Origin of the sequence: Streptomyces sp. NPDC059166, from assembly GCF_042755185.1 — a bacterium.
Lineage (GTDB): Bacteria > Actinomycetota > Actinomycetes > Streptomycetales > Streptomycetaceae > Streptomyces.
Genome location: NZ_JBHZCI010000038.1, coordinates 19,083 through 42,626, shown reverse-complemented (window position 1 = coordinate 42,626; position 23,544 = coordinate 19,083). Strand labels below are relative to the sequence as shown.

Annotated in this window: 18 protein-coding genes, 1 tRNA gene and 1 other RNA gene; 12 read left to right on the top strand and 8 right to left on the bottom strand. The window is 71.9% G+C overall.

The genetic code is table 11. From position 1 onward, the window contains the following. Window positions 1-95 precede the first annotated feature (95 nt). Complete coding sequence (locus tag ACFXOA_RS25395) at window positions 96-848, top strand: IclR family transcriptional regulator (RefSeq protein ID WP_385032913.1); 753 nt, start codon at window positions 96-98, stop codon at window positions 846-848. A 339-nt stretch (window positions 849-1,187) separates the two neighbouring features. On the opposite strand, the gene ACFXOA_RS25390 is transcribed toward ACFXOA_RS25395, so the two are convergent. Beyond that, complete coding sequence (locus ACFXOA_RS25390; RefSeq protein WP_385032910.1) at window positions 1,188-1,763, bottom strand: TetR/AcrR family transcriptional regulator; 576 nt, start codon at window positions 1,761-1,763, stop codon at window positions 1,188-1,190. Between the two features lie 85 nt (window positions 1,764-1,848). Here ACFXOA_RS25390 and ACFXOA_RS25385 point away from each other — a divergent pair, with 85 nt between their 5' ends. The 6 genes from ACFXOA_RS25385 to ACFXOA_RS25360 all read left to right on the top strand — a co-directional run bounded on the left by ACFXOA_RS25385 (window position 1,849) and on the right by ACFXOA_RS25360 (window position 9,400). Continuing rightward, window positions 1,849-2,772: an SDR family oxidoreductase gene (locus ACFXOA_RS25385; protein WP_385032907.1), complete on the top strand. Its 924-nt coding sequence runs from the start codon at window positions 1,849-1,851 to the stop codon at window positions 2,770-2,772. A 143-nt stretch (window positions 2,773-2,915) separates the two neighbouring features. Continuing rightward, complete coding sequence (locus ACFXOA_RS25380) at window positions 2,916-3,530, top strand: glyoxalase (RefSeq protein WP_385032904.1); 615 nt, start codon at window positions 2,916-2,918, stop codon at window positions 3,528-3,530. Between the two features lie 242 nt (window positions 3,531-3,772). Further along, on the top strand, window positions 3,773-4,147 hold the full coding sequence (locus tag ACFXOA_RS25375) for a helix-turn-helix transcriptional regulator (RefSeq protein WP_385032990.1): 375 nt from the start codon (window positions 3,773-3,775) through the stop codon (window positions 4,145-4,147). Between the two features lie 10 nt (window positions 4,148-4,157). Beyond that, a complete protein-coding gene (locus ACFXOA_RS25370; protein WP_385032901.1) occupies window positions 4,158-4,568 on the top strand; it encodes a VOC family protein in 411 nt (136 codons plus the stop codon). A 495-nt stretch (window positions 4,569-5,063) separates the two neighbouring features. After that, entirely contained in the window at window positions 5,064-5,552 is a 489-nt protein-coding gene (locus ACFXOA_RS25365) for a GNAT family N-acetyltransferase (RefSeq protein WP_385032898.1), read from the top strand. 410 nt (window positions 5,553-5,962) lie between these two features. Further along, window positions 5,963-9,400, top strand: coding sequence for a hypothetical protein (locus ACFXOA_RS25360; protein WP_385032895.1), 3,438 nt, complete (start codon window positions 5,963-5,965; stop codon window positions 9,398-9,400). A 362-nt stretch (window positions 9,401-9,762) separates the two neighbouring features. Here ACFXOA_RS25360 and ACFXOA_RS25355 read toward each other — a convergent pair whose 3' ends face one another. The 7 genes from ACFXOA_RS25355 to ACFXOA_RS25325 all read right to left on the bottom strand — a co-directional run bounded on the left by ACFXOA_RS25355 (window position 9,763) and on the right by ACFXOA_RS25325 (window position 15,239). Beyond that, a complete protein-coding gene (locus ACFXOA_RS25355; RefSeq protein WP_385032892.1) occupies window positions 9,763-10,185 on the bottom strand; it encodes a PIN domain nuclease in 423 nt (140 codons plus the stop codon). Then, entirely contained in the window at window positions 10,182-10,397 is a 216-nt protein-coding gene (locus ACFXOA_RS25350) for a type II toxin-antitoxin system VapB family antitoxin (protein WP_099173112.1), read from the bottom strand. Before ACFXOA_RS25350 ends, ACFXOA_RS25355 begins: the two co-directional genes overlap by 4 nt. 273 nt (window positions 10,398-10,670) lie before the next feature. After that, window positions 10,671-11,096: a type II toxin-antitoxin system VapC family toxin gene (locus ACFXOA_RS25345; RefSeq protein ID WP_385032889.1), complete on the bottom strand. Its 426-nt coding sequence runs from the start codon at window positions 11,094-11,096 to the stop codon at window positions 10,671-10,673. Next, the gene (locus tag ACFXOA_RS25340) at window positions 11,093-11,371 is read right to left on the bottom strand and encodes a CopG family transcriptional regulator (protein ID WP_385032886.1); all 279 of its coding nucleotides are present in this window, start codon (window positions 11,369-11,371) and stop codon (window positions 11,093-11,095) included. Before ACFXOA_RS25340 ends, ACFXOA_RS25345 begins: the two co-directional genes overlap by 4 nt. Before the next feature lie 67 nt (window positions 11,372-11,438). Then, window positions 11,439-12,344: a phosphorothioated DNA-binding restriction endonuclease gene (locus ACFXOA_RS25335; RefSeq protein WP_385032883.1), complete on the bottom strand. Its 906-nt coding sequence runs from the start codon at window positions 12,342-12,344 to the stop codon at window positions 11,439-11,441. A gap of 93 nt (window positions 12,345-12,437) precedes the next feature. Then, a complete protein-coding gene (locus ACFXOA_RS25330; protein ID WP_385032987.1) occupies window positions 12,438-14,873 on the bottom strand; it encodes a helicase-associated domain-containing protein in 2,436 nt (811 codons plus the stop codon). Between the two features lie 278 nt (window positions 14,874-15,151). Continuing rightward, a tRNA-Ser gene (locus ACFXOA_RS25325) sits at window positions 15,152-15,239 on the bottom strand. Window positions 15,240-15,370: 131 nt separating this feature from the next. Here ACFXOA_RS25325 and ffs point away from each other — a divergent pair. The 5 genes from ffs (at window position 15,371) to ACFXOA_RS25300 (ending at window position 23,480) form a co-directional block, all read left to right on the top strand. After that, window positions 15,371-15,467, top strand: an RNA gene (ffs, locus tag ACFXOA_RS25320) — signal recognition particle sRNA small type. A 117-nt stretch (window positions 15,468-15,584) separates the two neighbouring features. Continuing rightward, window positions 15,585-17,840: a DNA polymerase III subunit gamma and tau gene (locus ACFXOA_RS25315; protein WP_385032879.1), complete on the top strand. Its 2,256-nt coding sequence runs from the start codon at window positions 15,585-15,587 to the stop codon at window positions 17,838-17,840. Between the two features lie 353 nt (window positions 17,841-18,193). After that, window positions 18,194-19,447 carry a phosphoribosylamine--glycine ligase gene (purD, locus tag ACFXOA_RS25310; RefSeq protein WP_385032876.1) on the top strand — a complete coding sequence of 418 codons (1,254 nt, stop codon included), beginning with the start codon at window positions 18,194-18,196 and terminating at the stop codon, window positions 19,445-19,447. 391 nt (window positions 19,448-19,838) lie between these two features. Continuing rightward, window positions 19,839-21,545, top strand: a complete 1,707-nt coding sequence (locus ACFXOA_RS25305) for a hypothetical protein (RefSeq protein WP_385032873.1) — start codon at window positions 19,839-19,841, stop codon at window positions 21,543-21,545. Between the two features lie 471 nt (window positions 21,546-22,016). Continuing rightward, entirely contained in the window at window positions 22,017-23,480 is a 1,464-nt protein-coding gene (locus ACFXOA_RS25300) for a N,N-dimethylformamidase beta subunit family domain-containing protein (protein ID WP_385032871.1), read from the top strand. Window positions 23,481-23,544 lie beyond the last annotated feature (64 nt).

The following is a 23,544-nucleotide window of genomic DNA, read 5'->3' as shown; positions in this document are numbered from 1 at the left end:
GCCGGCCGAGGTCCCTGGAGGCGCCGGGTGCGGGACCGGGCGGGCGCCGGCGGCCCTGTCTTGCCGCCTCCGCGCGCCGGGGTCAAGCTTGTGGGATGGGTGACCGACCGGGCCACACGTCCATCCCCTCCGTACAGCTCATGTTCCGCCTGATGGAGGCCGTGGCCGCGCACGAGGGCGGGGCTCCGCCGAACCAGCTGGCACGCCAGGCGGGGCTGCCGCGCCGGGTGGCCCTGGAGATGCTGAGGTCCCTCGCGGTGGACGGCTATCTCCGCGCCCTGGAGGACGGAACGTTCGTCCTGGGTGACAAGCCGCAGGGGGGTCACTCCGCCGAGGACCTGGTCAGCGGTGTCCGGCCCGCCCTCGCCGCTCTGCGCAACGACGTGTCGGCCGCGGCCTATCTCACCTTCTACGAGGAGGGCGAGATCCGGATCGCCGAGATCGTCGACAGTCCGCAGACGCCCAAGGTGAATCTCTGGGTGGGTTTCCAGGACGCCGGGCACGCCACGGCCCTCGGCAAGTGCGTGCTGCGGGAGATGGACTCCGACGCGCGCGGCGACTACCTGTCCAGGCACGACCTCCCCGACCTCACGCCCCGCACGATCACCCACCGGGAGGAACTGCTCCGGCAGCTGGACTCCTCGCGGCAGACGACGCTGGTCATGGACCGCGAGGAGTACGACCTGGGCACGGTGTGCGTCGCGGTGCCCGTACGCAGCGGCGACATGCTGGGATCGCTCGGCGTCTCCTTCCGGGCGGACCGGATGTACCGCACCAGTCAGATCCGCGCGAGCCTGCTCCACTCGGCCGCCAGGGTGACCCGGGGGCTGGCCTTCGGCGGCGGCTGAGGGGTCCGGGGCGGGGGTGGCGGGGGGTGGTTCCGGGCAGTCGGGAGCCGGGAGTCCGGAGCCGGTGGTCCGGAGGCGGACCTCCCGAGGCCGGGGGTTTTCGAGGCCGGATGCCTGTGCTTTGGGTCGGACGCCCTATGCGCCGGGCCGGGGAGTTCCGAGGCCGGAAGCTCATGCGCCGGGCCGTACGCCCTGTGCGCCGAGCCGGGGGTGTCCGGGGCCGGAAGCTCATGCGTCGGGCCGTACGCCCTGTGCGCCGAGCCGGGGGTGTCCGGGGCCGGATGCCTGTGCGCCGTGCCCGGCGCCCACGCCCTATGCGCCGTGCCCGGCGCCCACGCCCTATGCGCCGTGCCCGGCGCCCGCGGTCAGGCCGACGAGCTCGTCCAGGGCTTCCCGCATCACCGGCGCCATCGCCCGCTCCTCGCCGTCGGCGATCCAGCGCTCGAAGCCGACCTTGAAGACGGCGATGCCCACCTCTGCGCCCAGATCCGCGGCAGGAGCGGGGAGACCGCGTCCGCGCAGGGCGCCGGCGAGCGCGGCCGACAGTGAGGCCAGCTTGATCAGCTCGCGCTCCTGGAGCTCCGCGTTGGCGGCGATCACCGCCTGCCGCCGCCGCGCGAACGCCTTGCGGTCGTCGAACATCGCGGACACCGCGTCGAGGCCCACCGCGAGCACGTCGACCGTCCCCGCGTCCTCGGGGGCCCCGGCGACAGCGCCGACGAGCAGGTCGTGCAGCTCCGAGCCGCCGAAGAGCACCTCGCGCTTGTCCGCGTAGTGCCGGAAGTAGGTCCGCTCGGTGAGCCCGGCCCGCTTGGCGATCTCCGCCACGGTGGTCTGCTCGAACCCGCGCTCGCTGTAGAGCTCCAGCGCCGCTTCGGCCAGGCGTCCGCGCGCGTTCGGCTCCCATCTTCCCATGGGCCGATCCTACGTGATGGCAGTCCCTGACATCGGCTGCTACCGTTGATGTCAGTCACTGACGTCAATAGTTCCGGAGTTTCCCATGCGCATCTTCGTGACCGGCGCGTCCGGCTGGATCGGTTCCGCCGTCGTGCCCGAGCTCATCGACGCGGGGCACCAGGTGGTCGGTCTCGCCCGATCCGAGTCCTCCGCCGCCGCTCTCACCGAGGCAGGGGCCGAGGTCGTCCGGGGGACCGTCGACGACCTCGGCGTACTGCGGGAGGCGGCGGCCGCGGCGGACGGGGTCATCCACCTGGCCTTCAAGCACGACATCGCCTTCTCGGGCGACTTCCGGGGCGCCGCAGAGGCGGACCGGCGAGCCGTCGACGCCTTCGGTGAGGTGCTGGCGGGCACCGGCCGCCCCCTCGTCATCGCCTCCGGCCTCGCAGGGCTGGCCGGCGGGCGGGTGGCGACCGAGCAGGACATGCCGGAGGTCGACGGTTCGCCGACCTCGGTCCGGGCTGCCACCTCCCAGGCGGCGCTGGCCCTCGCCGAGCGCGGCGTCCGCTCCGTCGTGGTGCGGCTCGCGCCGACCTGCCACGGTGAGGGCGACCCGGGCTTCGTGGCGTCCCTCGTCGCCGTCGCCCGCGCCAAGGGGGTCTCCGCCTACATCGGTGACGGCGCCAACCGCTGGGCGGCGGTCCACCGCCTGGACGCCGCCCGGCTCTTCCGGCTGGCGGTCGAGAAGGCGCCCGCCGGAACGGTCCTCCACGGTGTCGCCGAGGAGGGCGTCGCCCTCCGCGACATCGCCGAGGTCATCGGCCGCCACCTCGGGATCCCGGTGACCACGGTCGCCCCGGAGGCCGCGGAGGGGCACTTCGGCTGGGCGGCCGGCTTCATCGGCCTGGACTCCGCGGCTTCGCACACCCGCACCGCCGAACTCCTGGACTGGCGGCCGGAGCGTCTCGGCCTCGTGGAGGACCTGGAGAAGGGGTACTACTTCGACGCCCCCGCCGTCACCGGCTGACGTTCCCGCTCGGGTGCCTCGGCCGTCGCCCCGGTCGCCCTGGCCGCCCCGGTCGTCCAGGTCGTCCAGGCTTGACGGCCGGGGCGACCGGACCGGTCAGGAATCGAGAAGCGGTCTGCGCGAGGCCGCCCTACGGTCGTTCCATGGCTTCCATCACGCGCGTCACCCTCGAGGTGGACGACCCCACCGCCGCCGAACACTTCTACTCTGAGGCCTTCGGGCTGGGCCCTGAGCTGCACGTACGCGCCTCCGAGGCGCCGACGACCGGCTTCCGCGGCTTCACCCTGTCACTCACGGTCGCCCAGCCCTCCACCGTGAACAGCCTCGTCGACTCCGCCCTCGCCGCCGGCGCCACAGCGGTGAAGCCGGCCACCAAGTCGCTCTGGGGCTACGGCGGAGTGGTGCGGGCACCTGACGGGACCATCTGGAAGATCGCCAGCTCGGCGAAGAAGGACAAGGGCCCCGCCACCCGGGAGATCGACCGCTTCGTGCTCCTGCTGGGCGTCGAGGACGTACTGGAGACCAAGCGCTTCTACGTCGGTCAGGGCCTGAAGGTCGGCAAGAGCTTCGGCCGTAAGTACGTCGAGTTCGACAGCGCGTCCGGCCCCGTCACCCTGGCCCTCTACGGCCGTCGTGCCCTGGCCAAGGACGCAGGGGTGGCCCCCGACGGCACCGGCTCCCACCGCATCGCGCTCGGCAGTGATCTCGGGCCCTTCACCGATCCGGACGGATTCGAGTGGGAGAAGGCATCGGGCTGACCCGCGCCGGAGGCCGCCCGGCGGGGTCTTCCCGTGGCCCGCACGCGCCCCGGGCCGGCCGGTCCTCGCGCAGGCCGACACCCGGGCGAATGCCCTGCGGCGCGCCGGTTCCCCGTGGCACGATCGCCGGCGTGACCGACACCCCCGCCGACACCCCGTCCGGCGCCCCCACCGCCGCCCGGCAGCAGCGTGACCTGGCGCATCTGCGTGATCTGGCGCGGCTGCGCCGGGTACGCGACCGGATGGACCGGGAGTACGCGCAGCCGCTGGACGTGGAGGCCCTCGCGAGGGGCGTCAACATGTCGGCCGGGCACCTCAGCCGCCAGTTCCGGCTCGCGTACGGCGAATCACCGTACGGGTACCTGATGACGCGTCGCATCGAGCGGGCCATGGCGCTGCTGCGCCGTGGTGATCTCAGCGTCACCGAGGTCTGCTTCGAGGTCGGCTGCTCCTCGCTGGGAACCTTCAGCACACGTTTCACCGAACTGGTCGGCATGCCTCCCAGCACCTACCGGCGCCAGGCCGCCGAAGGCCAGGAGGGGGTGCCGGCCTGCGTGGCGAAACAGGTGACCAGACCCGTCAGGAATCGAGAAGCCCGCGCCCCGGAGCAGCCGTAGCGTGAACGGCATGGACATCACCATTCACACCAGCGTCCTCCCGCAGGACGACCCGGAAGCCGCCCTCGCCTTCTACCGAGACACCCTCGGCTTCGAGGTCCGCAGCGACGTCGGATCCGGCCCGATGCGCTGGATCACCGTGGGTCCCGTCGGGCAGCCGGGCACCTCCATCCTCCTCGCCCCGCCGGCCGTCGACCCCGGGATCACCGACGAGGAGCGCCGCACCGTCGCCGAGATGATGGCCAAGGGGACCTACGGCTGGATCCTCCTGGCCACCAAGGATCTCGACGCCACCTTCGAGAAGGTGCAGGCCGGCGACACCGAGGTCATCCAGGAGCCGACCCAGCAGCCGTACGGCGTCCGCGACTGCGCCTTCCGCGACCCCGCCGGCAACCAGATCCGCATCCAGGAAGTGCGCTGACCGGTCCCGGCCGGCGTCCCCGCCCCCGCGTGCTCACCCGGGGTGCTCCCACGCCCTGCCGTGCAGCACCCCGGGGGAGGCGAGCGCGAGCGGTACCGCCGCCGAGCGCAGGACGTGCCGAAGAAGCATCAGCGAATGTTCCAGCATGGTGAGTTGAGGCCCGGACGTGGGCGACGCCGAGCTGGTGTCCGGACCGGCCACGGGGCCGGACCCACGCCGCGCACGGATGGTTGTACGTGGGACCGGCCACGGGGCCGGACCCACGCCGCGCCCGGATGGTTGTACGTGCCTTCGGTCGACGGGTCGCCGCCGCGGGCGACCGTTCACCCGAGACGGCGGAAGCGGTCCGGCCTCGGTCACCAAGAGGCCCACCGCCGAATCCGCCAGCGCGCGGAGGCGGGTGGGCGATACTGTCCTCAGCGGGGGCCGGGTAGTCGCCCGGCCCCCGCTCGACCCAGACACAGCGAGAGATCCGCTCGGGGGAGGGCTCCGGAAGTGACCGAGGTGGTGCTGAGGCTGTCGGTACGCGATCTGACGCATGCCGACCTGGAGACTTGCGGATGGGCGGGCTCCGATCATCATCTGTCGGGCGTGGCCGTCCAGTTGGAACGTGCCGGCCGGGGTGAGGTCGACTACCTCGCGGTCTGCTCGGCCACGGGCGTCCCCGTGGCGAAGGGCGGCGTCGACTACATGACCAGGCTGGGCGCCGGCACCCTCTGGCAGCTGGCGGTCCACCCCGCCCTCCAGTCGTGCGGCATCGGCACCCTCCTCGTGGCAGCGGCGGAACACCGCATCAGGGACCGTGGCCTGCGTCGGGCCGAGCTGGGCGTGGAGGACGGCAATCCCCGGGCCCGCGCCCTCTACGAACGGCTGGGCTACGTCGCGTACGACCACCGGCCGGACTCCTGGGAGGTCCAGGGCCCTGACGGGACGCTGCGCCGCCACGACACCATGTGCACGCTGATGCGGAAGACGCTGGCGTAGCCGTCGGCCGCCACTGGCACCCCTGTTGATGCGTCGCACCGATGCGCAGTCGGGCTCTGCCGGATTCGAGCAGGGACGGGGACGAATGCCTGACGCGCAGGCCATCGGTGGAAATCCGGCGGCAGTTGTCAGGGATGGCTGAGTAGGATCTGCGAGCCCCTAAGTGACCCCCGTGCCTCATGGGGGCGGGGCTACGCCTCCGGGGGGATCGCGTGTCTCAACTATCCATGTACCGAAGACGTCTCAGAAATCAAAGAGGGCACAGAGGCGCCGTCGTACTCGCCGCGCTGCTCGCGGCCGCCTCGCTCCTGGGGCCTGCCCTACCCGCCCAAGCAGCCTCCGGCACCGCTGCGGAGAGTCCTGCGGCGGGATCCACGCCCTTCACGGTCCCCGAGTCCGCTTCCTCGGGCGTGAGTTCACCGAACCGGACCGGGCCGCCCGAGGCCGGACGAACGGATGCACCGCGCAGGTCCACCCCCGACAAGACCGGCCCGCAGAGTGCGGAGGAGTCGGCTGCCGACAGCTCCACACGGACAAAGGCATTGCGGGCCGAGGCGTCACAGCGCGCGGCCGACTCGGCGCCTTCTGCCGTCACCGAGCCCTCGGACTGTGGCGGCCCGCTGACGCTCGACACGGTCCACGTCTGCGAGTCGATCACGGACGGGGCAAGTGACACGTACACCCTCACCACGTCCGCGGCCCACGATCTCCTGACGGTCCAGCTCACCGAGTCCGGGGACGCCTCCGTCACCGGACAGCTCACCGGCCCGGACGGGGCTGCTGTCGACTGTTCGATCATGGGATGGTCGGGGCCCGCGAGTTGCAGGACGGACGAAGCGGGCGCGTACACGCTCGTCGTAACCGGCTCCTTCGGCACAGGAGGCTACACGCTGGCCGTGTCCTCGCTGAGATCCTCACCGTGCGCCACCGTCACCGGCGATGACCTGGCCTTCGGCGCCGAGCCGCTGTCGGGTTCGATCGCCGCGGGCGGCGCCTCGGCCTGCTATGCCATCGCCGACGGCGCCGCCGACGGCGGCGACGTGCTGCGGATGGGAGGCCTGTCCTACGAGTTGCGGGCCACCTTCTACGACTCGACCAGCACCGAGATCTGTGTCGTCGGGCAGTACGGCGACACCTGCGAGCTGTCGGGCACCGGCCCGTACCTGATGGTCCTGCGGGACACCTACGCGCAGGCCGCCTCGTACAGCGTGACCATGAACCGGTTGTCCCGTCCAGCAGGTTGTACGACGCTCGCGGTAGCGCCCTTCGGCGACCCGGGCGACGCAGTGGCATCCGGATCGGTCCCCGTGGGCGGCGCGCGGTGCCGCACCGTGCAGCTTCCCGACGGACCCACGAGGGTTTCGCTCAAGGGCGGGGAATCGACCGGCGGCAACACGTCCTGGACGCTCTACGACGCGAAGGGGCAGCAGGTCTGCGCGGCCGCCGATGACGCTACGTGCGACACCCTCCCCGAGGCCGGCACCTACACCCTCCTGCTGGAGAACTCCTCGGACTTCGACCCGGCCGACTACTCCGTTGCCCTCGTTCCGTTCACCGCCACCACCGGCTGCGCCGCGGCGGTTGGTACGGCCTACGACCTGCCGCTGCTGCACGGCACGCTGGGCTCAGCCGTTCAGACGGACTGCCGGCCGTTCAACGGCTCGACCGGCGACCGCATCGACCTCACCACGAGCGCCGACGTGTACGGGGAGATCACCACGACGATCATCGGCCCGTCAGGTGCCGAGAGCTGCTCACGCGACACCGGTGACGGCCCCGACCAGGACGGCTGCGTGCTGACCGGCACCGGCCCCTACCGAGCGATCACCCGTAGCGCGTACGACTTCACCGGCACGTACACCATGCGGATCGGCCGGCTGTCGGCGCCGGCGGGCTGCGCGACCCTGGCGCCTCAGGTCTACGGCAGTGCGCCGACCTCCTCCGCCAATCCCTGCTGGCTGCTCGAGGTGCCCGGAGCAGGCACGTACGACGTGGGCGGGACGCGGGTCTACCGGCAGGACGGCACGCGGTTCTGCACAGCCTCCGCCTCCACCTGCTCGTTCCCTGAAGCCGGCACCTACGCGATGGTGTTCAGGCCGACCCATCTCGACGACACCCGGTTCACCCCGGTCTTCATCTCGCCCGCGCAGACCCAGGGGTGCACGCCCGCGTCCGACACCGGCTTCGACACCGGCCCGCGCAAGGTGAAGCTGACCACCGGGGGCGAGCGTCACTGTCTGCTGCTGCCCACGGCGTCCGGCAACGGCCTCTACGTCGTGGCGACGCCCTCCGGGAGCGGTACGGATGCGGAGACGACCGTCCATGACAGCAGGGGAGTTCAGCAGTGCCGGAGCGAGTACGCCTTCAGCGTCTGCAAGCTGAAGGGCACGGCCCCCTTCCACCTGGTGATCACGGCGCCGGCCGCCGGCACCCACCGGCTGACCGTCCAGCGCACCGGTGACACCTCCGGCTGCACCGCTTGGCCGCAGTCCGCGTTCGGCGCGTCTCGCGGCGCCCGGGTGCGACTGACCGAGACTCGGCAGACCGCCTGCTTGGCCCTTCCCGCGGGCCGCCACGCCACCGCGGAGATGTTCGACTTCACCAACGGTTCCAACAAGCTGAACGCCTCCTTGCGGGTCTACGACGGGGCCGGTGACCAGGTGTGCGTCACTTCTGGTTCCAGTGCCACCACGTGCAAGTTCACTGCCGGTGTCGACTACGCGGCCGTACTGGTCGGCACCGGCGCCGCAGACACCTACGACGTCGTGCGCCGCGACGTGTCGTCCACGGCGAAGTGCGCCGCGCCGGCGTCGTTGACCGTGGGCGGCCGGTCCACCGGGTGGACCTTCGATTCCGCTCTGGACTCCCGCTGCATGCGTATCGGCGCACAGGCAGCGGACAAGCTGTGGCTCTCCGTACGAACCCCGGCCGCTCCGGCGGGCAGCGGCGCCGAACTCCTGGTCATGGACGCGTCCGGCACGATCGTGTGCTGGCAGCACGGCGTCGCGTGCCGGGTCACCGGATCGACGTCGTACGTGGTCGTCGTTCTGGCCTCGGGCTACTCGGGTACGCCGATCGACGCACGGGTGGACACCTGGCTGATGGGGGACCAGTCCGGCTGGGCGGCACAGTGCACGTCGAACCCGCTCTCGGCGGAGGGATTCCCGCTGCGCAGTGGGACTCTGACGGAGACATCGACGGCCTACTGCGGAGTGATGCAGGTCAAGCCGCGGCAGTCCTTCCACGTGTACGGAACGGACAACGGCTCGACGGCTGCCACACCGGTGGTGAACATGTTCAGCGGTGCGAACTGGAGCGGCTCCTCCATCGACTACGCCTACCAGTGCTCCAACACCAGAGCCGGGGACTTCAGGTTCTCCTGTTCGGTCAGCGGCAGTGCCTCGGCGACCGAGGTGGTGGTCGTCGTCAGCCCGTCCGCGTCCGTGATTCCCGTCGAATACACCATGCAGGGTGTCTGCAGCAGCCAGTGCGCGTCACCGCCCAAGGCCGCGGACCTCACCTCGCTGACGCCCGCCTCGGGGCCAGCGGAGGCGGAGAACCAGGTCGTGGTCCACGGTGCCTTCCTGAACCTCGGCACCGAGGTGGACCTGGCCCGGGACGGATCCGTGGTCAGCGCCTACAGCGGCCGCCCCGTCTCCGTCAGTGAGGACGGCACGTCACTGACGGTGCTGCTGAGCACTCACGGGCTCGCGCCGGGGAAGTACGACGTGGTACTCGACGGCAGCGGCTACACGGTCGGAACTCGATCCCCCGGCTATCTGCCCGAGGGGTACACCGTCACCGGTGCGGCGCTTCGAAGCGGGGCGGATCGAGACACCGCCCGCTGAGGGTCCGCATGAGGGCCGCTTGGCTGTGGTGCTCCACCGGTGCAGCCCGGCGGCAGGCCCGTGAGCGGCTGTGGCGGACACGGCTCACAAGATCTCGTCGAGACCGCAGATGAGAGCACGAACGTCGAAGTCCCCCGCAGATCGCTGCGGGGGACTTCGACGTATTGCCCGGTGAGAGCAATGGCGGTGGAGACGAGGTTCGAACTCGTGAGGGGTTGCCCCCGACACGCTTTCCAACTGTTCGTCCGGGCATTCGGGGACGGTCATGGGCGTGCCGACCTGTGGCGGAGCCAGCGGCTACAGGCGTGCCGAACGGTGGTGTACGCCTGCGAATGAGACCAGAGGTGAGACCGGGCGCGCGTTCATTTACCGGCCCTGGGGCCGTACCACTGCATGGCTTGGCCGGTGATGGCGGCGATGCATTCGAAGTCGTGGTCGCGGTGCAGGAGGGTAAGTCCCTGGAGTTCCGCGGTGGCGGCAACGACGAGGTCAACAGCTCCGGCACTACGGTGCTGACCGCGCTGGGTCAGCAGCTCCTGAACCTGCCAGGCACGGACGTACGCGCGGTCATCGACGGGCACCCAGCCGAACAGCAGCCGCATGTCCTCGATGCCGCGCGCACGGTCTGCGGCGGAGCGGGCGCTGTAGAAGAACTCCAGCTCGGTAATGGGGCAGGTCGCGATGAGCCCTGCCGTGGCGGCCTGATCCCAGCCGTACTGTTCGGCCTCGTCGCGGAAGAATCGGGCGAGGGCGCTGGTGTCGATCAGGAACTGTGCCGCGCTCACCGCCGGTAGTCCCTCTTGTCCTCGAAGACATCCAGATCGAAGCCACCCTCGCCCGCTGCGGCCCGCAACCGAGTCAGAGCGAGAGCCCGTCGGCGGTTCTCGAGTACCTCGCGCAGAGCAGTGTTGACCGTCTCCTTCTTGGTGCCGGTCCCCAGCGCTTGAGCCACGTCGGCCAGCAGTTCGTCGTCGAGGTCGATCACTGTGCGACTCATCGAGCACCTCCGGTGATATCAACTCGCGCAGCGAGTATATCTCGCTGGATATCCAGATGTCTCGAGCGAGCATCCGGCGAACTCCACGGCAGCCGTCACCCGGGGGGTGAACCGCCAACACGGGGTAGCCCCCAACACGCTTTCCACATGTTCGTCCGACGGTTCGGAGTGGGGCGGGGCTGTTCTGACCTGGGACGGAGCCGGGCATCGGACGGATGCCGAACGGCACTGGACAGGCGTGAATGAGACCAGAAGTGAGACCGGAGTGCCGGGTCATACCTTCTTGACGACGATCGACTCCGGAACCAGCCTCTCCAGGTCGTCCACATCCGAGGTGAAGACGGTGACCTGCCCCTTCTGCTGGCGCGCGATGACGGCGAGTATCGCGTCGATCGCGTACTTGTGGCCGTGCAGATTGGCATCCGCCAGCAGGCGGCGGGCCTGGCGGGCCTCGTCCTTCCCGATCTCAGCGACTTCGAGCCGGGAGAGTACCCAGTCCCAGCGCTGCTCCGTGGTTCTGCCGTCGTACGCCTCGACCAGCGTCATCGGAGACGTGACGACCTCGGCTTCACCCCGGGCTGCGAGATCGAGCCACGCGATCATCTTCCGGTCGCCGCGTACGGCCAGGGACAGGGCTTCGCAGTCGAGTACGAAGACGCGTAGCTGCCGCTGCCCGGGTTCGCCGGACCGCTTCCTCACGCGGCTTCTCCGGCGCCGTGCTTTCCGGTGGCGCTCCGGCGCTCATGCTCGGCGTCGAGGCCCTCCAACTCCTCGAACGCTGTGGTGCGCTCTTCCTCGGTGAGAGGACCGTGTTCCTCCTGCAGCCAGTCCGACAGCTCCCGCAGCCGGTCCCGGTCGCGCTTGAAGCGCAGCGCCTCGGCGACGTACGCCGACATCCCCCGTTCTGCCGCCTCCGCACGGATCTCGTCCAGGAGATCCTCGGGAATCGTCACCGTTACCTTCTTCGTCGCCATACAAGCGACCATACTCTTGGTATCGCGCTCCTTACCAGTGCAATTCCCGTGACCGCCGGGTCGGCGGTCAGGCGGTCGTGGCGGGACGTGGGCTGCCGTAGAAGACCTGGCTGGTGTGCCAGGAACGGTGGGCGGCGGCGATGGGGCGGACGCCCGGCTGGGGGCCGATGAGCGGACGGCCGGCGAGCGTGATGACGTGCTCGCGGGCGGCGGTGCTGTGGCCGACGAAGCTCTGCGAGACCAGGATGCGGTGGCCCTTGCCGTGGCCTTCGCCGAGACCGAGTACGCCTTTGTCGAACAGCTTGTGGTGCAGCGAGCACAGGCACAGCCCGTTCTCGACGTCGTCCGGTCCGTCGAACGCCCACCAGCGCACATGGGCGGCCTCAAGCCCGACCGGCACTGCGCCGATCCTGCCGTCGTACCCGCAGAAGGCGCACTGGTACTCGTACGCCGTCAGGACCATCTCCCGCATCCGCCGGTCCCGCTGCCTGCGCTCGGCCGAGAGCAGTGCGGTCTCGGCCTCCTCCAGCTCCAGGCCGACGGCTTCGCACAGCTCGCCGTGGAGGGAGGGCGGGAAGTTCAGATCGAGCAGCACCCGTGTCATCCGGCCGAGAAGAGACGGCTCCCGCCGCAGCGCCGCCCTCAGCTCCGGCGTCAGCCGCCCAGCGGCGCCGGTTGCGCGCAGTTCCCTGACCCCGGTCCCGGGGCTGCCCGGTCCGCGCTCGGTGCGCACCTCCCACACGCCGTCACTCACCAAGTGATGGAAGGGATAGGCCGGCGTCGTCCGGTTACCAGGACCGTATTCGGCGAGCAGTCCCCGCAGGTCCTCCTCCACGGCGCTGTACCACAGCTCGTCATCAGCATCCTGCTGGAACCGGCTGAGCGCGTACAGGAACAGCAACGGCTTGTGCGGAGCCCGCGTCCCGCTCCTCGTCCACTGTCTCAACTGTGCGGTGCGCTCGACCCAGTCCATGGTCGGCGATCGTAGTGGCGGCTCGTCGCAGCGCTTGGTCGTGGGGCATCGCCGCAGTGGCCGGCCGACACCGAACCACGACGCGAATCCCGGCTACCCGGGCATGACGTCGTGGATGCGGGAGAGGGCGAAGACCCGTTCGTCGTCGCGCAGGTGGCACCACGCATACAAGTAGGGCGGGTCGAGCACGAGCTCGCTGAGGGTACGTACGGTCCGGTTGCCCGAGGCGGCGACGTACTCGACCGTGATGGCTGTGCCGGAGTCGATGGCATGGGCGAGCTGGCGGACATCGCTGTACGCCAGGTTCTTCGCGCATCCGGCGACGATCTCCTCGGTGTCCGTGCCGTAGGGGACCCCGGTGCCGAACGGGTCGGGAGCCGGAAGTATCGGCGGGGCGGCCCTCAGCCTGGCGGCCAGCGTGCTCAGGTCGACTGTCACCGGAGTCACCGTCGGCACGGAACGCCGCCGCTGGCCTGGGAGTGGGGGAGGAGGCGGGGCCGGTGCGGCGGTACGTCGGCGCCGGGTCTTTTCGACGCGTACGGTTCCGTCGGCCCTCTCGGCAACGGGGGCGTAGCCGGCGGCCCGGAGCGTGGCGAGGGTCTTGTCGAGTGGGGTCCGGCTGACCAGCACGGTCGGTGCCAGCAAGCGCAGGCCGAGGGCGGCGAGCTTTCTGTGCGTGACGAGCTCGGCGAGGAGAGCCGGTTCTTCGCTGTGGATCACACAGGCAGCGGGGGTGATGCGCACACGGCCGTGAGTGCGTGCGGAGTCGTTGATCAGGTACGACAGAGACTGGGGGAGGGCGCCGACCGCGACGGCGCTCAGGTCTGCCGCGATGGCATCCGCCGTGCGGCCCGTGTCCAGGGCACGGCGAACGGTTGTGGGGCTGAACCGCCACACCGATGCCGTGCCACCGACTTCCTTGTCAGCGACGGAGTCCAGTAGAGCGGCGAGGCGGGCGGACGGTGTGCCGGTGACGACGGCGGTGAGGTCCGCCCCGAAACGGGCTGCCCTGGTGGCCGTCGGCAGCAGCCGCTCACAGGCGGCGGACAGCGCTTCGGCGTCGTCGGTCCGCAGAGCGGCACCGATGGGGGACAGGGCGCCGCGGGCGACGACCCCGAGCAGTTCCGCTTCCCGGATCGCGGTGGCGAAAGGCGTGGTGTCCTGGGGGAGCTGCTCGGCGAGCGAGCGATGCCAGGCGACCAGCGGCCCCAGTTCCGCGGGGCTGTGCACTCCCCGGTCCGCCGGGAGCTGCGCCGCGGCGGCGAGGAGCCCCTCCCGGGCCTGTCGACAGCCGCCGCAGGGCGGTGTTCCGGCGAGCGCGGGCAGTACCTTGCCGTCCTCGTCGCGGGCCTGGGTCGGAGTCAGCGGAAGCGTCCGCCAGGTGTGGAGAAGCGCGGTGAGCTGTGCTGCCGGTTCTCGTTCCGCCCAGTTGTCGTAGCCGTCCGTTGCCGCGACCCGGTCGCCGTCCTGGGCCAGCAGCCCGGCGTCGTACGCCGTCTCCAGAACAAGGCGTACGACGATGTCATCGCACTGCGCCGCCTTGCTGATCCGGGACAGCTCACGTGCTCCGATCCCGCCGGACTTCAGCAGGACCGGCGGAGCAGCGGAGCACGTCGCCAGAACCGACGCGGCATGTGCGGCGAACGCCGTGGCGGCTGCTGCCGCCTCCCGGTCCACTTCCGCCGAGGTGACGGACGCCGTCCTCACGACGGGCGGGACGGGATCGAAGGGGGCGTGCCAGCCGGCTCCGCGCAGTGCGAGCGCCACCTCGGCGGGCATGCGGGTGGATCCGTACCCGGAGTACCGGTCCTGGATCAGTAGTCCCCGCTCCAGTGCCCAGCGCGCAGCCGGCTCGGAGTCGGCCGACGGGGCCCTGAACGTGATCAGACGCGCCGGTGATTGAGCCGGTTCACCCTGGTGAGACGCTCGCCGCTCAAGCAGCTTCCGGGTGGACACAGGCGCCGAAGCGATCACCGCGGCCACCCGCTCCGGATTGCTGTGGTGTTCCAGCAGGGCGGTCAGCCGATGCTTCTTGGTGGTGCCGGGCGGCGGGATGCCCAGGGCCACCAGCATGCGGCGCAGTTCCTCGGAGGTCGTGTCCGCCAGTAGCCGGGTGAGCGGAGCGTCCAGCCCCAGCGGCGAGTCCCATGCCTGCCGCAACGGCGTCGCCATGCGCAGGAGCCCTTCGCCGTCCGGCCAGACGAGTGCGCGGTCGGCCAGCGCATCCAAGGCCGCGTCCAGCCCGCGAGTGCTCTCCGTTCCGGTCGCATCCAGCAGATCGGCCAGGGCGGCACATGGAACGGGCCCCAATGCTGCCAGTGCCTCGGCCACCTGCAGGTGTGGCAGCGCGAGTCCGGGCAGCACCGGGGCCACCGACGCCGGACGCTGCAGGCGGTCCGCGAGTTCGCCGAACGATCGTGGTTCAGGCAGGGACACGGCATCCGGGCGAGCTGCCAGGACCCGCTCGAGCCGGTCGACTTCCAGATCACTCAGCCACGTGGCCAGAGTTGATCCGCTGGGTTTGCCTATGGGGACACCTCACAAAGACGAGTGCCGGTGGTCTCCGACCGAAATCGGTCCTGCACAGACCCAGAATGGCGGATCGCGGGGGACGCCTGCGTCCTGAGTCGGCAGAAACCCGCTTCCGAGTGAAGGCGATGTCCTGTGACTCGACCCGGCGACGGCAAGTCGGCGGAATGGAATGTCTCTTATGTCGGAAACGAATGAGACCGGAACTGCAACCACCAACGCCGAAGGGCCCCACCGCAAGCGGTGGGGCCCTTCGACGTATTGCCCGGTGAGAGCAATGGCGGAGGATACGAGATTCGAACTCGTGAGGGGTTGCCCCCAACACGCTTTCCAAGCGTGCGCCCTAGGCCACTAGGCGAATCCTCCGCCGCAAACAATACAAGACGTTGGAGGGTGCTCGCGAACACGTACCCCGGAGATCGTTCCGAACCTTCCTCCGGGAGCGGTGGGGCCGGGTGCGGGTGGACGGCGGGGGGTCGGGATCGGCTAAGGTGGGCGTCAGCCCCTCACGTGGCGCTATCTGACTGAACTCCCCCAGGGCCGGAAGGCAGCAAGGGTAGGTCGGCTCTGGCGGGTGCGTGGGGGGCCCTTGCGTGTCCGGGGTGTGTCTGCCCCCGGAGCTGATCCCAGGGGGCTGCCCGCCGCGTCACGCGGCCGCCGCCCCGTCCGGGGCGGGGCCGGTTGTCGGTCCGCCCCGATAACCTCGTATGTGTGTCGTCCCTTGCGCTGTACCGCCGCTATCGCCCCGAGTCCTTCGCCGAGGTCATCGGTCAGGAGCATGTCACTGACCCGTTGCAGCAGGCCCTGAGGAACAACCGGGTCAACCACGCGTATCTGTTCAGCGGGCCGCGCGGCTGCGGCAAGACGACCAGCGCCCGCATCCTCGCCCGCTGCCTGAACTGCGAGCAGGGGCCCACGCCGACCCCCTGCGGGGAGTGCCAGTCGTGCCGGGACCTCGCGCGGAACGGGCCGGGGTCCATCGATGTGATCGAGATCGACGCCGCGTCGCACGGAGGCGTGGACGACGCCCGTGACCTGCGGGAGAAGGCCTTCTTCGGGCCCGCGTCGAGCAGGTACAAGATCTACATCATCGACGAGGCGCACATGGTCACCCCGGCCGGGTTCAACGCCCTGCTGAAGGTGGTCGAGGAGCCGCCGGAGCACCTCAAGTTCATCTTCGCGACCACCGAGCCCGAGAAGGTCATCGGCACGATCAGGTCGCGTACGCACCACTACCCCTTCCGGCTGGTCCCGCCCGGGACGCTGCGCACCTACCTCGGCGAGGTGTGTGCCAAGGAGGACAGCCATGTCGAGGACGGCGTACTGCCCCTCGTCGTGCGGGCGGGCGCAGGGTCCGTGCGTGACTCGATGTCCGTCATGGACCAGTTGCTGGCCGGCGCGGGCGACGACGGTGTGACATACGCCATGGCCACCGCTCTCCTCGGTTATACGGACGGGTCCCTGCTGGACTCGATCGTGGACGCCTTCGCCGCCGGTGACGGGGCGGCCGCCTTCGAGGTCGTGGACCGGGTGATCGAGGGCGGCAACGACCCGCGGCGCTTCGTGGCCGACCTGCTGGAGCGGCTGCGTGACCTGGTGATCCTCGCCGCGGTGCCGGACGCCGGGGACAAGGGGCTGATCGATGCGCCCGCCGATGTGGTGGAGCGCATGCAGGCACAGGCTTCGGTCTTCGGCGCGGCCGAGCTGAGCCGCGCCGCCGATCTGGTCAACGACGGCCTCACCGAGATGCGCGGCGCCACCTCGCCGCGCCTCCAGGTGGAGCTGATCTGCGCCCGGGTGCTGCTGCCGGCCGCCTTCGACGACGAACGCTCTCTCCAGGCCCGGCTCGACCGGCTGGAGCGAGGAGCCTCCTTCGCGGCCCCCGGCGCCGGGCCCGCCCTGGGATACGTGCCCGGCCCCGAGGCGCACGGTCCCGGTGTGGGGATGCCCACCGGTGGGGGTCCCGCCGCGGCCAGGGCGGCTGTCCGGGGCGAGGCGTCGGGTGACGCCCCCGCGGCCGTCCCCGCACCGCCCGCCGCCCAGCAGCCGGAGCAGCAGTACGCGCAGCCCCAGCCCCAGCAGCCCCAGCCCGGCCCACAGGAAGCGGCACCGGCTCAGCAGGCTTCCGCGCCCGCCGGCCAGCGGCCCGGAGCCTGGCCCGCGGCCGCAGGCCCCGGCAGCGGCTCGGGCGGCGGCGCAGGTGCGGCCCGGCGGCCCGGCGGCTGGCCGACCGCGTCCACGCCCGGCAGCGGTGTGCCGCAGACGCCGGCCCCGGCCTCCGCCCCGGCTCCCGCCGCCCAGGTTCAGGCTCCTGCCGCACAGCCCCCCGCTCCCGGCGGCCAGGACATGGCGCAGGGTGCCGCCCAGGTGCGGAACATGTGGCCCGACATCCTCGAGGCCGTGAAGAACCGTCGTCGGTTCACCTGGATCCTGCTCAGCCAGAACGCCCAGGTCACCGGCTTCGACGGCAGCACCCTGCAGCTCGGCTTCCTCAACGCCGGTGCCCGTGACACCTTTTCGAGCAGCGGCAGCGAGGAGGTGCTGAGGCAGGCCCTCGCCGAGCGGTTCAACGCCCAGTGGCGGGTCGACGCGGTCGTCGATCCTTCCGGTGGCGGTCAGCCCCCGCAGTCCGGCGGCGGAGGAGGTGGGGGCGGCAGGCCTCCGGCCGCGCCGTACCAGCCCCCGCCCGCGGCCCCGGCCCAGCCGTACGAGCCGAGGCCGGCCGACCCTGCTCCGGCCATGCCTCCGTCCTCTCAGCAGCAACCCGCGCAGCAGTCGGGGCCCGGCCGTCCGGAGTCGCCTTCCGCCTACGACCGTCCGGCCCCGGAGCCGCCGAGATCGGTCGCTCCCGAGGACGACACCGCGGAGGCGGACGACCCCGACCTCGTCGATTCGGCGCTCTCCGGCCACGACCTGATCGTCCGCGAGCTGGGGGCCACGGTCGTCGAGGAGTTCACCAACGAGTAGTGGGCGGCACGGCCCCCGTGGCCGACGCCGATGTCTCCTCCACGGCCGCTCGGGCACCCCACCGCCCCGCCTCGCGCGGGGCGAACAACCGGCTGCTCCGGCCCCGCCGCGCCGCCGGCGCCTCCCCGCAGGGCCGCGCCGCGAGCCCGCGTCTTCCCACAACACCCCCGGTCTCCCACACTCCCGGTCTCCCTCCGCAGCGCCCGTCGGGCGCGCCCCGGTTCCTACGCGATCCGCGTCGGCGCCCGGGAGTCCATGGCCCGGGGCCTGTCGAGGCGCCCGCTCCCCGCCCCGGCTGTCCACGGACCGGCGCCCGTCGAGGCGCCCGCTTCCCGGCGGCTAGGCTGCACCCCGTGAAGGTCCTCGTCATCGGCGGCGGCGCCCGCGAACACGCCCTGTGCCGCTCTCTGTCCCTCGACCCCGACGTCACCGCTCTGTACTGCGCCCCCGGCAACGCCGGGATCGCAGAGGTGGCCGAACTGCACCCGGTCGACGCACTCGACGGTGAAGCCGTCGCGCGCCTCGCCACCGATCTGGGCGCCGAACTGGTGGTCGTCGGCCCGGAGGCGCCGCTGGTCGCCGGTGTCGCCGACGCCGTGCGCGAAGCCGGCATCCCGTGCTTCGGCCCCTCGCGCGAGGCGGCCCGGCTGGAAGGCTCCAAGGCCTTCGCCAAGGACGTCATGGCCGGCGCCAACGTCCCCACCGCGCGCAGCTACGTCTGCACGACCCCCGCCGAGATCGACGAGGCGCTGGACGCCTTCGGCGCCCCGTACGTCGTGAAGGACGACGGGCTCGCGGCGGGCAAGGGGGTCGTCGTCACCGAGGACGTAGAGGCCGCCCGGGCGCACGCCCTGGCCTGCGACCGGGTGGTCATCGAGGAGTTCCTCGACGGCCCCGAGGTCAGCCTCTTCGCGATCACGGACGGCACCACCGTCCTTCCCCTGCAGCCCGCCCAGGACTTCAAGCGCGCGCTCGACGGCGACGAGGGCCCGAACACCGGCGGTATGGGCGCGTACTCCCCGCTTCCGTGGGCCGAGCCGAAGCTGGTCGACGAGGTGATGCAGACCGTTCTGCAGCCGACCGTCGACGAGCTCCGCCGCCGCGGCACCCCCTTCTCCGGCCTGCTCTACGCGGGGCTCGCGATCACCTCGCGCGGTGTACGGGTGATCGAGTTCAACGCCCGCTTCGGAGACCCCGAGACCCAGGTGGTCCTCGCACGTCTGCAGACGCCGCTCGCCGGGGTCCTCCTGGGCGCGGCCAACGGCACCCTGGACACCGTGCCGGAGCTGAACTGGCGCGACGATGCCGCCGTCACCGTGGTCATCGCCTCGCACAACTACCCGGGCACCCCCCGTACCGGGGACCCGATCGAGGGCCTCGCCGATGTCGAGGCACAGGATGCGCCCCACGCGTTCGTCCTGCACGCCGGTACGCGGCAGGAGGGCGGCACGGTGGTGAGCGCCGGAGGCCGCGTCCTCTCCGTCACCGCGACGGGCAAGGACCTGACCCAGGCCCGCGAGCGTGCCTACGCCGCGGTCGGCCGGATCCGGCTCGACGGTTCCCAGCACCGTACGGACATCGCCCGGAAGGCCGCCGACGAGGCCTGACGCCCGCCCGTACCCGTGCCCGGCCCTCCGGTGGAGGCGCCGGGCACAGGCGTGTCAGAGGGCGCTCCGGGGGCCGGAACCGCAGCGGACGCGCGGCTGCCGCGCCCCGGCGGGAGCAGCCGCCCCCAGGTGCTCCGGACCCCTGCGCCGTGGAGCGCGGATGCTTGGCCGTATCGCCGAACGCTCCGAGGCGCGCACGTCAGCAGCTTTGACCAAAGCCATTCCATCGGGTGACGGCTCAGCCATCCGGATGACGCCTGCCGAGGCCCCAACTAGGGTGCGGCGCAAGTATTCGGGCACTTGGCCCACCGGCATTGCGATGTCGGTGACGGGTGCCACAGTGGGGGAGTGACCAACACCGTCGCGGGGGCAGAGGGGGTGACGTCCAGCCGTGTCCGGTACCGGTTCGGTTGAGGAGCTGGGTGCGCACGCAGCGCGGGCCAGAGCCCTGGCGCTGCTGCGCGTCCGCAGCAGGGCCACCGCGCTGGCGATCCTGCCGGCGGCCGCGTCCGTCGTGCTGCTCGTCGCGCGGGCCCAGGGGCACATCGGCCCCGGTGCGTGGTCCGCGGTCAGCTGGGCGGTGACCGGGGTCGCGGTCGTGGTGCTGCTGACCGCCGCGGCGGTCGCCGTCGCGGTGGCGCGCGCGAGGCCCGCGGTCAGCCCGACCGTCCCGCTGACCGAGGCGGCGGCGCCCGATCTCTACCGCCTGGTCCGGGACCTCGCGGACCGGCTCGACGTCCCGGCACCTTCGGCGATAGCGCTCACCCCCGACTGCGACAGCTGGCTGGAGGACCGCACCCATCCCGCCGCCCGGCCTGCGGGGAAGGCGCTCAGGGGTCTCGCGGCGCCCGGACGGGGGCGCAGGGCCCCCGAGGCGCCCGTGCTCGTCATCGGATCCCCCTTCCTCTGGTGGATGCGGGTCGCCGAGCTGCGGGCGGTGCTCGCCCCGGTCGTCGCGGGCACCGGCCCGTCCGCGCATCCCGACATAGCCGCCGCCCGCCGGTTCGTACGCGGCCTGGACGCCGCGGTCGCCGACGCCGCTCTGCCCGGCCGGGGAGCCGTCCGCCGGATCTCCTCGGCCTTCACCGGATGGATCGCCCGGCTGCTGCTGCGGGGCTGTCACGGCCATGCCGCGGAGATGGAGCGCGCCGTGGCCACCGCTGCCTCGGGACGCGCCCAGGACGTGGACTACGGTCTGCGGATCGCCGCCCAGGAGCAGGTGGGCCTGGCGTACGCGGGCTGGGACCGGCTGCTCACACGGGTCGCGCTGCCCGCCTGGCGCATGGGGCGCTGGCCGTCCGGGCTGGACGCGGGCGTGGTGTCAGCGCTGACGGAACTCTCCCGGCGTGACCGGCTCGCCGAAGGCTTCACCTCCCGGCTGGGCGAGCGCCCCGCCTGCGATCTGATCGAGGAACCGGGCGCGGCCGACGAGGCCGCATCGCTGCTCGCCGCCCGCCTCTTCCACGGCGGTCCGGCGGAGCCCGGGCCCGGCTGGGCGCCCGTGGACTGGCAGCAGTACCCGGAGGAGGTCGTGGACCGGAAGTGGCGCGCGGAGGCCGCGCGGCTGCACCGCGTTCTCGACGGCATGGGGGTGGCCAGGAACGTCCCGGTCGGCGTACGGGACGTGACGGACAGCGGAAGCCCGGCGGTCCCCACCCTCGCGCGGGTGATCGACCACCTCGCCGCCCCGGGCGCCGACAGCGAGGTGCTGGCGGCGGGGATCGGAGCCGCGGTGGCCCGCGAGGAGGAGGCGGCGGCGCCCGGACCCCGCGCCGCGGCCGGTGCCCCCGTCGGCGACCCCCTGGACCTGTGGGACCCCTCGGCGCTGCCGCTGCTTCCGCTCCAGCCGCCGCGCACGGGCACCGAACTGCTGGCAGACCACGTCGTGGCCATGGTCTGCTGCGCCGCGGTGGACACCGCGGGAGCAGCGCCCGGGCTCGACTGGCTCGACGGCCCGGCGCTGCTGGTCGACGGCGGGCGAAGGTCCGACCTCGGCGCCCCGGTGCTCAGCCTCGTCGAGGACGGCGACGCCGAGCCGCTGCGCGCCTGGCTCATGTCGGTCGGGGTGCGCACCGACAAGCCCGTGCGTCTGGGCTGACGGAGCAGGTGGGCACGGCATGCGCCCGTCCCGCGCCCCTTCCGCGACGCGGCACGCGGGACTCGGGATGCGGGACTCGGGATGCGCGGGACGGCGGGCGCCACGGCCGGACAACGCGCCGGGCCCAGCGGGCGAGTGCCGGCGGCCGCGAGCGCCGGGCGACGGACGGCCTGTCGACGGAGCAGCACACCCGAGGGGCGCACGGTCGGCGCCGGACGCCCGGGACGGTACGGTCCGCGCCGGACGCTCAGGCTTGTACGGTCCGCGCCGGGACGCCCAGGACTGCACGGTCGTTCGTCCACCCGAATGACGAAATGTCACCTATGCCCCGTCAATGCAGGGAACGGTGAGCTCCGTTCCCATCAATTCACGACGAATGGTGACGGAGCGCATGCGTCATGTGATGTGCTGGGGGTGGCGCCGGTGTCCGGCGCCTTCAGCGGTTTCCGGGGGACGAGGGAGGGGTGCGGGATGGGGGCGGAGCAGATCCGGCGATGGGAGTCGGGGGCCCTCGCGCACGCCGTGAGCGATCCCTTCGGGCAGGGCCCGCTCCCCTGGCTGCGAGGCAGCGAGAACTACTTCGACGACACCGGCCACGTCGTCCCCTGGTACGCGGACCCGGACCTCGGCCGTGGCGGTGCGGGCGGCGGCACCCGTACCGCCGACGACGTGCGCCAGCAGATCAAGGGCTTCGTCTCCCCCGGCGCCGCCGCGCCCGGTGAGGCGGTCGACTTCCACATCACCGTGGACCCTCCGCAGCAGTTCTCCGTCGACGTCTACCGCATCGGGCACTACGGGGGCGACGGGGCCGCCAAGATCACCACCAGCCCACGGCTCTCCGGCATCGTCCAGCCGGCGCCCCTGACCGCGGAGCGGACGGTCTCCTGCCACCACTGGTGGCTCTCCTGGCGCCTGCAGATTCCCAGCTACTGGTCGGTCGGTGCCTACGTGGCCGTGCTCACCACCGCCGACGGACACCGCTCGCACGTGCCCTTCACGGTTCGCGACGATCACCCGGCGGACCTGCTGCTCCTGCTTCCCGACGTCACCTGGCAGGCGTACAACCTCTACCCGGAGGACGGCCGCACCGGCGCGAGTCTGTACCACGCATGGGACGAGGAGGGCCGGCTGCTGGGCGAGGAGGACGCCGCGGTCACGCTCTCCTTCGACCGGCCCTACGCCGGCGCCGGCCTGCCCCTGCACGTCGGCCACGCCTACGACTTCATCCGCTGGGCCGAGCGCTACGGCTACGACCTCGCGTACGCCGACGCCCGCGACCTGCACGCCGGCCGCGTCGACCCCAGCCGCTACCGGGGCCTGGTCTTCCCGGGGCACGACGAGTACTGGTCGGTACCGATGCGCCGCGCCGCCGAGAAGGCACGGGACGCCGGCACCTCGCTCGTCTTCCTCTCGGCCAACACCATGTACTGGCAGGTCGGTCTCGGCCCGTCCGCCTCCGGCGCGCCCGACCGGCTGCTCACCTGCCGCAAACGCCGGGGTCCGGGGAAGCCCGCGCTCTGGCGGGAGATCGACCGCCCCGAACAGCAGCTGCTCGGAATCCAGTACGCGGGCCGGGTCCCGGAGCCGCACCCGCTGGTCGTGCGGAACGCCGGGCACTGGCTGTGGGAGGCGACCGGCGCGGCCGAGGGCGACGAGATCGACGGCCTGGTGGCCGGCGAGGCCGACCGGTACTTCCCGCGCACCGCCCTGCCCGAGCACGACAGCCGGATGCTGCTCGCGCACTCCCCGTACACGGCGGTCGACGGAGTCACCCGGCACCAGGAGACCTCGCTGTACCGCGCGCGCTCGGGAGCGCTCGTCTTCGCCGCGGGCACCTTCGCCTGGTCCCCGGCGCTGGACCGCCCCGGCCATGTGGACCCACGCGTCCAGCGGGCCACAGCCAACCTGCTCGACCGGATCTGCAAGCGCGACTGACCGCGCGAGCCCGCCACCGTCGGTGTCCCCCGGGGCACCCCTGTCCGAGTGACCGGGCCGCATG